Annotated in this window: 7 protein-coding genes and 1 pseudogene; 4 read left to right on the forward strand and 4 right to left on the reverse strand. The window is 68.8% G+C overall.

The features are described 5' to 3' along the window. The first annotated feature begins 81 nt into the window (after window positions 1-81). From G3N94_RS37595 to G3N94_RS37605, 3 genes are read left to right on the forward strand one after another with little or no spacing between them, the layout of a single operon-like run. On the forward strand, window positions 82-2,283 hold the full coding sequence (locus tag G3N94_RS37595; RefSeq protein WP_205799288.1) for an FUSC family protein: 2,202 nt from the start codon (window positions 82-84) through the stop codon (window positions 2,281-2,283). Next, the gene (locus G3N94_RS37600; protein ID WP_205799289.1) at window positions 2,280-2,483 is read left to right on the forward strand and encodes a DUF1656 domain-containing protein; all 204 of its coding nucleotides are present in this window, start codon (window positions 2,280-2,282) and stop codon (window positions 2,481-2,483) included. The genes G3N94_RS37595 and G3N94_RS37600 overlap by 4 nt, the downstream gene beginning before the upstream one ends. Before the next feature lie 12 nt (window positions 2,484-2,495). After that, the gene (locus tag G3N94_RS37605; RefSeq protein ID WP_205799290.1) at window positions 2,496-3,374 is read left to right on the forward strand and encodes an HlyD family secretion protein; all 879 of its coding nucleotides are present in this window, start codon (window positions 2,496-2,498) and stop codon (window positions 3,372-3,374) included. Window positions 3,375-3,429: 55 nt separating this feature from the next. Here the strand turns inward: G3N94_RS37605 and G3N94_RS37610 are convergent, their stop codons facing one another. Both G3N94_RS37610 and G3N94_RS37615 read right to left on the reverse strand, forming a co-directional pair. Beyond that, a complete protein-coding gene (locus tag G3N94_RS37610) occupies window positions 3,430-4,452 on the reverse strand; it encodes an EpsG family protein (RefSeq protein WP_205799291.1) in 1,023 nt (340 codons plus the stop codon). A 201-nt stretch (window positions 4,453-4,653) separates the two neighbouring features. Next, window positions 4,654-6,309: a methyl-accepting chemotaxis protein gene (locus G3N94_RS37615; protein ID WP_205799292.1), complete on the reverse strand. Its 1,656-nt coding sequence runs from the start codon at window positions 6,307-6,309 to the stop codon at window positions 4,654-4,656. A 404-nt stretch (window positions 6,310-6,713) separates the two neighbouring features. On the opposite strand from G3N94_RS37615, the gene G3N94_RS37620 reads away from it, so the two are divergent. After that, a complete protein-coding gene (locus G3N94_RS37620; protein WP_205799293.1) occupies window positions 6,714-7,976 on the forward strand; it encodes an MFS transporter in 1,263 nt (420 codons plus the stop codon). A 108-nt stretch (window positions 7,977-8,084) separates the two neighbouring features. On the opposite strand, the gene G3N94_RS37625 is transcribed toward G3N94_RS37620, so the two are convergent. Both G3N94_RS37625 and G3N94_RS37630 read right to left on the reverse strand, forming a co-directional pair. Next, window positions 8,085-8,867 carry a 5'-methylthioadenosine/adenosylhomocysteine nucleosidase gene (locus G3N94_RS37625; RefSeq protein ID WP_205799294.1) on the reverse strand — a complete coding sequence of 261 codons (783 nt, stop codon included), beginning with the start codon at window positions 8,865-8,867 and terminating at the stop codon, window positions 8,085-8,087. Between the two features lie 8 nt (window positions 8,868-8,875). Continuing rightward, window positions 8,876-9,126 (reverse strand): annotated as a pseudogene (locus G3N94_RS37630) (DNA helicase II); the annotation flags it as partial.

Raw genomic sequence — 9,126 nt, forward strand, 5'->3', positions numbered from 1 at the left:
GCGCCGGCCGCCCGGCCCGCGCCGGTCGCGACCGCCAGCGCGACCGGCACGCCGGCCGCACGATAACGCGGAGCGCGACCCATGTCAGCCTCATCCCCCGCTTCCACGCACGCCGGCAGTTCGCTGTCGGCCTGGTACGCCGCGTTCGGCGACTGGGCGCGCACCGACGGTGCCGCGTGGCTCTACCTCGCCAAGGCGCTGCTCGCCGCGTTCATCTCGGTGGGCGTGTCGATGCGGCTCGACCTGCCGGCACCGAAGACGGCGATGACCACGGTGTTCATCGTGATGCAGCCGCAAAGCGGCGCCGTGCTCGCGAAGAGTTTCTACCGCGTGGCCGGCACGATCTTCGGGCTCATCGCAACGCTCACGTTCGTCGGGCTGTTCCCGCAGCAGCCGCAACTGTTCCTGCTGTCCATCGCGCTGTGGATCGCGCTGTGCACGGCCGGCGCCGCACGCAACCGCAACTTCCGCAGCTACGGCTTCCTGCTCGCCGGCTATACGACCGCGCTGATCGGCCTGCCCGCGTCGCAACACCCGGACACCGCCTTCATGAGCGCGATGACGCGCGTTTCCGAGGTCATCGTCGGGATCGTGTCGGCCGGTGTCGTCAGCGCGCTCGTGTTTCCGCAGTACACGGGCGAGCAGATGCGCACGACGGTGCGCAAGCGTTTCGGGAGTTTCGTCGACTACGTCGCGTCGGCGCTGTCCGGCCAGCTCGACCGCACGCACATCGAAACCATTCATACCCGCTTCGTCGCCGACGTGGTCGGCTTCGAGGCCGCGCGCAGCATGGCGGTATTCGAGAACCCCGACACGCGCATGCGCAGCGGCCGACTCGCGCGGCTGAACAGCGAGTTCATGAGCGCATCGAGCCGTTTCCACGCGCTGCACCAGCTGATGAACCGGCTGCACGCGGCCGGCGCGCACGCTGCGATCAATGCGATCGAGCCGTATTTCCGCGAAATCGCGCCGCTGCTCACGCGCAACGGCGAACCCGTGCGCACGTCGGCCGACGCCGAGCACGCGGCCGAGCAACTGCTCGCGTGGTGCGACTCGCTGCCGCGCCGCATCCGCGCGACGCGGGCGGAACTCGAAACGCAGCCGGATTTCCCGCTGCTCGACTTCGACACGGCCGCCGAGCTGCTGTACCGCTTCATCACCGATCTGCAAGAGTATGCGGCGACCTATGCGTCGCTCGCGACCGCGACGCACGAGCGCGAACGCTGGATCGAGCGCTACGAGCCGCGCACCAACCTGACGGCCGCGCTGATCGCGGGCATCCGCACCGCGACCGTGATCCTCGTGCTCGGCGGGTTCTGGATCGAGACCGCATGGCCAAGCGGCGTCACGCTGGTGCTGACGGCGGCGGCGACCTGCGCGCTCGCGTCGTCGACGCCGCGCCCGACCGCGATGTCCGCGCAAATGGCCGTCGGCACGGCCCTCGCGGTCTGCACGGGGTTCCTGCTGATGTTCGGGATCTACCCGCGGATCGACGGCTTCGTCCTGCTGTGCGTAGCGCTCGCGCCGCTGCTCGCGATCGGCATCTACATGACGCTGAAGCCGAAGTTCGCGGGCTACGGGATGGGCTACCTGATCTTCTTCTGCTTCCTGGCCGGCCCGGACAGCGTCACGCACTACGACCCGAGCGGCTTCATGAACGACGCGCTCGCGCTCGTGCTGTCGATGCTCGTGTCGGCGATCGCGTTCGCGGTGCTGTTCCCGCCGACCGCGCCGTGGCTGAAGAAGCGCCTGTTCGCGGACCTGCGCCACCAGGCCGTCGCGGCCTGCCACGCACGCCTCGCCGGCCTGCGCACGCGCTTCGAGAGCGGCGCGCGCGACCTGATGCACCAGGCGCACGTGATCTCGGCCGACCAGCCGGACGCGCAGCGCGACGCGCTGCGCTGGATGTTCGCCGTGCTCGAGACGGGCAACGCGGCGATCGACCTGCGCGACGAGCTCGCGACGCTGCCGCCCGACCCGCGCTACGCGGCCACGATGCCGTGGCGCCGCGCGATCGAGACGATGCGCACCGCGCTCGCCGCGCTGTTCTCGAAGCCGTCCGCGGACCGCTTCGACGCGACGCTCGCCGCGACCGAGGCCGCGATCGACGCGACCCGGCAGGCGCTCGTCGCGTTCGCGCCGCCGCGCGACGAACGCCACCAGCTGCAGCGGATCCTGAGCCACCTGCATTTCGTGCGCACCGCGCTGCTCGATCAGGAATCGCCGCTCGCGTCGCTGAATCGCGACCGCGCTGCGCGCCCCCAACAAGGAACCTTGTCATGATGCCGCGTGAAATCGCCATTCTCGATGCCTACATGCCCACGGTCGTGCTGATGTTCGTCGTCGGCGCACTGGGCACGTGGGCAGTCGACCGCCTGCTCGCCTACACCGGGCTCTACCGTCTCGTCTGGCACCCGTCGCTGTTCCGGGCCTGCCTCCTCGTCTGCATCTGCGGCGGACTGAGTCTCGCCGTTTACCGTTGATATAGAACAATCATGATCCTGCGCAAACTCTTCGGCTTCGTCGCGACAGCCGTCATCCTCATCATCGCGATACTGATCGGGCGCTCGCTCTGGGTGCACTACATGGACGATCCATGGACCCGCGACGGACGCGTGCGCGCCGAGATCGTCAACGTCGCGCCGGACGTGTCGGGCGCGATCGTCGAGCTGCCCGTGCACGACAACCAGCTCGTGAAGAAAGGCGACCTGATCATGCAGATCGACCCGTCGCATTACCAGATCGCGGTCGAGCAGGCCCAGGCCGCCGTCGCCGCCCGCCGCGCGGAACTGCAGATGCGGCGCGACGACGCGGCCCGCCGCGCGGACCTCGATGCGCTCGTCGTGTCGAAGGAAAACCGCGAGAACGCCGCGCACAGCGCATCGAGCGCCGATGCGCAGTACCAGCAGGCAATCGCCGCGCTCGACGCCGCGAAGCTCAATCTCGAGCGCACGCGCGTCGTCGCACCGGTCGACGGCTACATCACGAACCTGCAGACGTTCAACGGCAACTACGCGACCGCCGGCCAGGCCAAGCTCGCGATCGTCGACAGCCACTCGTTCTGGGTCTACGGCTATTTCGAGGAAACCAAGCTGCCGCGCGTGAAGGTCGGCGCGCCGGCCGAGATGCGGCTGATGAGCGGCGGCGTGCTGAAGGGCCACGTCGAGAGCATCTCGCGCGGCATCTACGACCGCGACAATCCGCAAAGCCGCGATCTCGTCGCCGACGTGAACCCGACCTTCAACTGGGTGCGCCTCGCGCAGCGCGTGCCGGTGCGGATCAGGATCGACGAGGTGCCGGACGGCGTGCTGCTGTCGGCCGGCACGACGTGCACGGTCGTCATCGATCCGGACAACAAGCAGAAGAAGTCGTAACGACGACGGTCATGCGCGCAGCCGCGGCGGACGGTGGACCCTCCGCGCGGCTGCGTCACTCCCAGAAGAACCGGTAAGGCAGGAACGGCGACGGGCCGACCCCATACTCCGCCAGCATGTTGCGCAGCCGCAGCGCGAAGCCGATCGCGCCGAGCACGACGAGCGCCACGATCGCCCAGCGCCGGTTCACGTTCGGCACGCGCAGCAGCGGCACGAAGTGGCAGCCCATCGCGAACAGCACGAGCCACTGGAAGCGCAGGCCCGCGTAGCTGATGCGCGCGAGCACGAAGCTCGCGATCTCGCACGCGAACAGGAACACGAGCGTGCGCGGCATGCGTCCGAGCAAGGCCCAGCCCGCACCGAGCACCAGCAGCGCGAGCAGCAGCGGCGCCGCCCCCGACATCTGCGCGGGCGGTGTAAACGCCGCATAGGTGCCGAACTTGATCATCAGTTCCTTGTGACGCGCGGCGAACGTCACGATGCCGATCGCGGCCATCAGGCCGACATAGCGCATCGCGCGTATCCGCCGGATCTGCAGCAGCGTGACGAGCAGCACCGCCGAGATATGCATGCCGGTCCCCGCGACCGCCAGCGCGATCGACGCGCCGTGCCTGCGCCGGTCCCACGCGTCGGATGCGATCTTCGCGACGCAGAACGCGAGCCCGTAACGCAGCCCGTTCATCGCCATGTCGTAGAAGAACAGCGGAAATATCAGCGTGGCAAACACGAGCGCGTCGCCGTCGCTCCGTCCGAACGCGACGATGCACGCGATCACGACCAGCAGCGTGACGATCGCGACCGTGATGCGCGGGTCGTGCCCGACCCATTCGAGCGCACGGACGAGCCAGGCGAACCCCGGCTCGAGCGTGCGCACAGTCTTGACCGGATTGCCGGTCCAGATGCCCTCGATGATGTCGAGATACGACGCCGTGTCGGTGCCCGTCGCGCCGCGCAGCATCGCCATCACCGCGGCCGGTGCAATGCCGGCCGCCAGCCATCGCCAGCCGGCGACACGCATCCGGGTGCCGGCCGCGGCCGCCGCAAGCATGCACAGGTATCCCGTCAGATAAGCGATCATCGTTATGTCGATCGACCCGCTCGTCGCGCGTGCCCGTTGCGGCACACTGCGCATCGCAGGTCCTGGCCCCCAATCCATGTCGACGCGCATTTTAAGAGATCGCGCGCGCCGTGGCTGCCGGGTTTTGTCCCTGATCGACAAGATTGACGCTATTGAACGATACCGCGCGGGCGCGACGGGCACCGCCCCGCGCCGCGCCCGTCAGGCCGCGTACCGGAAGCGCCCGACCAGTGCCTTGAGCGACTGCGCCTGCTCGTCGAGCGCGCGTGCGGCCGCCGCCGCCTGCTCGACCAGTGCCGCATTCTGCTGGGTGCCGTCATCCATCTGCGTGACCGCGCGGCCGATCTCGTCGATGCCCGCGCTTTGCTCGCTCGACGCGGCCGAGATTTCACCCATGATGTCGGTCACGCGCTTCACCGCGCGCACCACGTCGTCCATCGTGCGCCCGGCGTCGTGCGCAAGCGCCGCGCCGTTCGCGACGCGCTCGACCGATGCGCCGATCAGCGACCGGATTTCCTTCGCCGCGGTCGCCGCGCGCTGCGCGAGCAAGCGCACCTCGCCGGCAACCACCGAGAAGCCGCGCCCCTGCTCGCCGGCGCGCGCCGCCTCGACGGCCGCATTCAGCGCGAGGATGTTGGTCTGGAACGCGATGCCCTCGATCACGCCGATGATGTCGCGGATGCTCTTCGCGCTGTCGTCGATCTCGCTCATCGTCGCGACCACCCGGCCGACGACTTCGCCGCCCGCTTCCGCGACCGCCGACGCGTTCGCCGCGAGCGCACTCGCCTGCCGCGCGTTCTCCGCGTTCTGGCGCACGGTCGACGTCAGTTGCTCCATGCTGGCCGCGGTCCGCTCGAGCGCGACCGCCTGCTGCTCGGTGCGCTGCGACAGGTCGAGGTTGCCCATCGAAATCTCGCCGGACGCGGCCGCGATGGCCTCGGCGCTGACGGCGATCTCGCCGACGGTCGACGCGAGCCCCGCCTGCATCTCGGACAGCGCGCGGACCATGCTGTCGCGGTCGTGCTTGCCAAGCGCGATCGGCCGCGTCAGGTCGCCGCGCGCGATGTCCGCCGCGATCGCCTTCGCATACGCGGGCTCGCCGCCGAGCTGCGCGACGAGGCGGCGCACGACGCGCTCGGCAACCACGAACGCAAGCACGAACAGCGCGGCGGTCATCGCGGCGATCAACGCGATCGACGACGAGAAGATCGTTGCGGACGCATCGAGCGTCGCCTTCGACTTGGCACCGCGCGTCTTCACGAGATCGGCGACGAGCTTCTCGAGCTTGCCGGTCTCGACGAGCAGCGACACGTCCTGCGTGCCGACCTGCCAGTTCATCTGCGACAGGTCGAGCGGCTGCGCGCGCACGAGCGTCACGAAATCGCGCAGATGGCCGCTCCACGTGCCGACCGCCGACGTGAACGCGCGCAGCCGCGTCGAATCGTCCGCGTCCGCCGGATCCGCGTAGCGCTGCAGCGTGCCGAGCGCGCGGCCGATCGACGCGAGTCCCGCGTCGATCTCCGCGCCGAGTTCGTCGCGTTCCTTTGTGGTCGTCGCGGTCAGCAGCGACTTCTGCGCGCGGCTCGCGCGCAGCAACTCGGCCCGGACCTCTTCCGCCGCGCGGCTCGCAACATGCCCCTGCTCGTAGACCGACGCGATCGAGCCGTTCAGCCGGTTGATCTGCGCGAGCGAAAACACGCCGATCGCGAGCGTGCCGGCCAGCAGCACCGCGAACGCGGCGCGCAGCGTCGCCTTGACGCTCCAGGGTTGGCGTGCGCGCGTGGCGGCGCGCGCGGCGCCGCCGTCCGTCACGACCGCCGAAGCGCCCGGCTGCGGGCGCAGTGAAGCTGCTTTCATCGATATGTCCCCGTGTTGTTCACGCCGCCGGAAAGATCGGTTCCGGCGTCATCCGCTGGCTGCCGTGCCCGCGCGTCCGGCCCGGCGCGGTTCGGCATGTTGTTATGGTGATTGCGTCAGTTCTACGGCGGCCGGCCGCTTTACTTGAGTCCGGTAAAACGCGCATCCGGCACGACGCCGCGCGCTGAGGCTTCGGCAGCGCGCCGCCAGCGTTATAGCCGGCCAAAAAGTCGGGCAAATATCGATTTGCGGTGACGACGGCCGATTTGCAGCAGCGATGGCCGATTCGCGACAAAACTTGGCCGGACATTCGTGATGCGCCACATTACACTCCTTTGACGCCGCAACGATTCCAGCGCGCCGTTTCACAAGAGCGCACCCCAACCTCTACTCGCTCAACTCACATGGAAACCAGCCTCGACACGCGTGCCGCCAGCCAGGCCACGAAGGCCACCGCCCAACCGCCCGTCTCCGCGCCCACCGCCCCCGCGGCCCGCATCGCGTACCCGGTGCTCGGCGCGATCAGCTTCTCGCACATGCTCAACGACATGATCCAGTCGTTGATCCTCGCGATCTATCCGATGCTCAAGAGCCAGTTCGCGCTGTCGTTCGCGCAGATCGGGCTGATCACACTCGTCTACCAGATCACCGCGTCGCTGCTGCAGCCGGTGGTCGGCCTCTATACGGACAAGCGCCCGCAGCCGTACTCGCTGCCGATCGGGATGGGCTTCACGCTGGCGGGGCTGCTGCTGATGTCGGTCGCACCGAGCTTCCCGGTGCTGCTCGCGGCCGCGGCGCTGGTCGGCTGCGGGTCGTCGGTGTTCCATCCGGAATCGTCACGCGTCGCGCGGATGGCGTCGGGCGGCCAGCACGGGCTCGCGCAGTCGGTGTTCCAGGTCGGCGGCAACGCGGGCTCCGCACTCGGGCCGCTGCTCGCCGCGCTCGTGGTGATTCCGCACGGCCAGCACAGCATCGCTTGGTTCTCGGCGGCCGCGCTCGTCGCGATGGTCGTGCTCACGCAGATCGGCCACTGGTACAAGAAACATCCGTCGGTCCGGAAGAAGGCCGCGCACGCGGCGCACGCGACGCTGTCGCGCGGCCGCGTGATGGCCGCGATGAGCGTGCTGGTGCTGCTCGTGTTCTCGAAGTACTTCTATCTCGCGAGCATCAACAGCTATTTCACGTTCTACCTGATCGACAAGTTCCACCTGTCGGTGCAGGCCGCGCAGTTCCACCTGTTCGTGTTTCTCGCGGCCGTGGCCGCCGGCACGCTGATCGGCGGGCCGGTCGGCGACCGCATCGGCCGCAAGTACGTGATCTGGGTGTCGATCCTCGGCGTCGCGCCGTTCACGCTGCTGCTGCCGTACGCGAACCTGTTCTGGACCAGCGTGCTGAGCGTGATCATCGGTGTCGTGCTCGCGTCGGCATTCGCGGCGATCCTCGTCTACGCGACGGAACTGATGCCCGGCAAGGTCGGCACGGTCGCCGGGCTGTTCTTCGGCTTCGCGTTCGGGCTCGGCGGCGTCGGCGCCGCGGTGCTCGGCCAGCTCGCCGACGCGACGAGCATCACGTTCGTCTACAAGGTGTGCGCGTTCCTGCCGCTCATCGGCGTGCTGACGGTGTTTCTGCCGGATCTCGAAGGAAGCCGGCGCGCGAAGAACGCGTGATGTGAGATGCGCTGCCCCGGCGCGCGACGATGCGCGCCGGGGTCATGCTCGTGAACGTACGAAGAATACGACGGCGTGGTACGACAGCGGGAACGACGACGGCGGCGCTCAGGCCGCCGTCGCCGCATGCAGCTTCAGGAAACGCTTCAGGATGCCGGACGAATAGGTGCCCGCGATCGCCGACAGGAAGTGCGAGAACGACTGGGTTGCGTGATCGTCGGCGGTGTCCGAGATCGTGCGCACGAGCGCAAACGGCACGTCGTGTTCGGCGCACACCTGCGCGATCGCGGCGCCTTCCATCTCGACTGCCAGCGCATCGGGCAGCGCGTCGCGCAACGCGATGACTTCGCGCTCGCTCGACACGAAGCGATCGCCGCTGATCACGAGCCCGCTGCGCATCTGCGCGCCGGCCAGCCGGAAGCGCTCGGCGAGCACGCCGCCCTCCTCGGCGATGAATTGCGCACACGCGTCCTTCAGCCGGGCCGTCAGCCCCGGATCGGTCTCGAAATGCGTGATGCCGAGCAGCGGCACCTCGTAGCGCGGGAAGAGCGGCGACGCGTCGAGATCGTGCTGCATCAGCGTGTCCGCGACGACGACGTCGCCGACTCGCACCGCATGCGCGACACCGCCGGCGACGCCGGTAAACACGATCCCCGCGACGCCGAACACATGGATCAGCGCGCTGACTGTCGCGGCGGCCGCGACCTTGCCGATCCGTGCGAGCGTGACGACACACGCGGCGCCGTGCACGGTGCCGAGATGATAGTCGCGGCGGCCGAACGTGATCGTCTTGACCACGCCCTCCGCACGCATTTCGGCGATCAGGTCGCCGAGTTCCTCGGGCAGCGCGGCGAGAATGCCGAGCGGCCGGGTGGACATTGCAGAACTCATGTATGCGCTCATTCAACCGCCTGCAGTTTAGCGACCGCGAGTGCGAGCCATTTCTCGCCGTGCCGCTTGAATTTCACCTGGGCCTTCGCATCCGCGCCGCTGCCTTCGAGCGCGGTGACGGTGCCTTCGCCGAACTTGTTGTGGAACACCTGCTGGCCAACGCGGAAACCGCTGCCGGCCGCGCGCTGCTGGTCCGCGAACGCGGGCAGCGGCGCCGACACGGCCGCGTCGACGATCTGCTCGCGCCCGGCGCCCGGCC

The organism is Burkholderia sp. Ac-20353 (assembly GCF_017104785.1).
In the GTDB taxonomy this organism is placed as follows: Bacteria; Pseudomonadota; Gammaproteobacteria; order Burkholderiales; family Burkholderiaceae; genus Burkholderia.

Coding starts and splice junctions, on each gene's coding strand:
- G3N94_RS37595 (WP_205799288.1), top strand. CDS start 82: ATGTCAGCCTCATCCCCCGCTTCCACGCACGCCGGCAGTTCGCTGTCG.
- G3N94_RS37600 (WP_205799289.1), top strand. CDS start 2,280: ATGATGCCGCGTGAAATCGCCATTCTCGATGCCTACATGCCCACGGTC.
- G3N94_RS37605 (WP_205799290.1), top strand. CDS start 2,496: ATGATCCTGCGCAAACTCTTCGGCTTCGTCGCGACAGCCGTCATCCTC.
- G3N94_RS37610 (WP_205799291.1), bottom strand. CDS start 4,452: ATGATCGCTTATCTGACGGGATACCTGTGCATGCTTGCGGCGGCCGCG.
- G3N94_RS37615 (WP_205799292.1), bottom strand. CDS start 6,309: ATGAAAGCAGCTTCACTGCGCCCGCAGCCGGGCGCTTCGGCGGTCGTG.
- G3N94_RS37620 (WP_205799293.1), top strand. CDS start 6,714: ATGGAAACCAGCCTCGACACGCGTGCCGCCAGCCAGGCCACGAAGGCC.
- G3N94_RS37625 (WP_205799294.1), bottom strand. CDS start 8,867: ATGAGTTCTGCAATGTCCACCCGGCCGCTCGGCATTCTCGCCGCGCTG.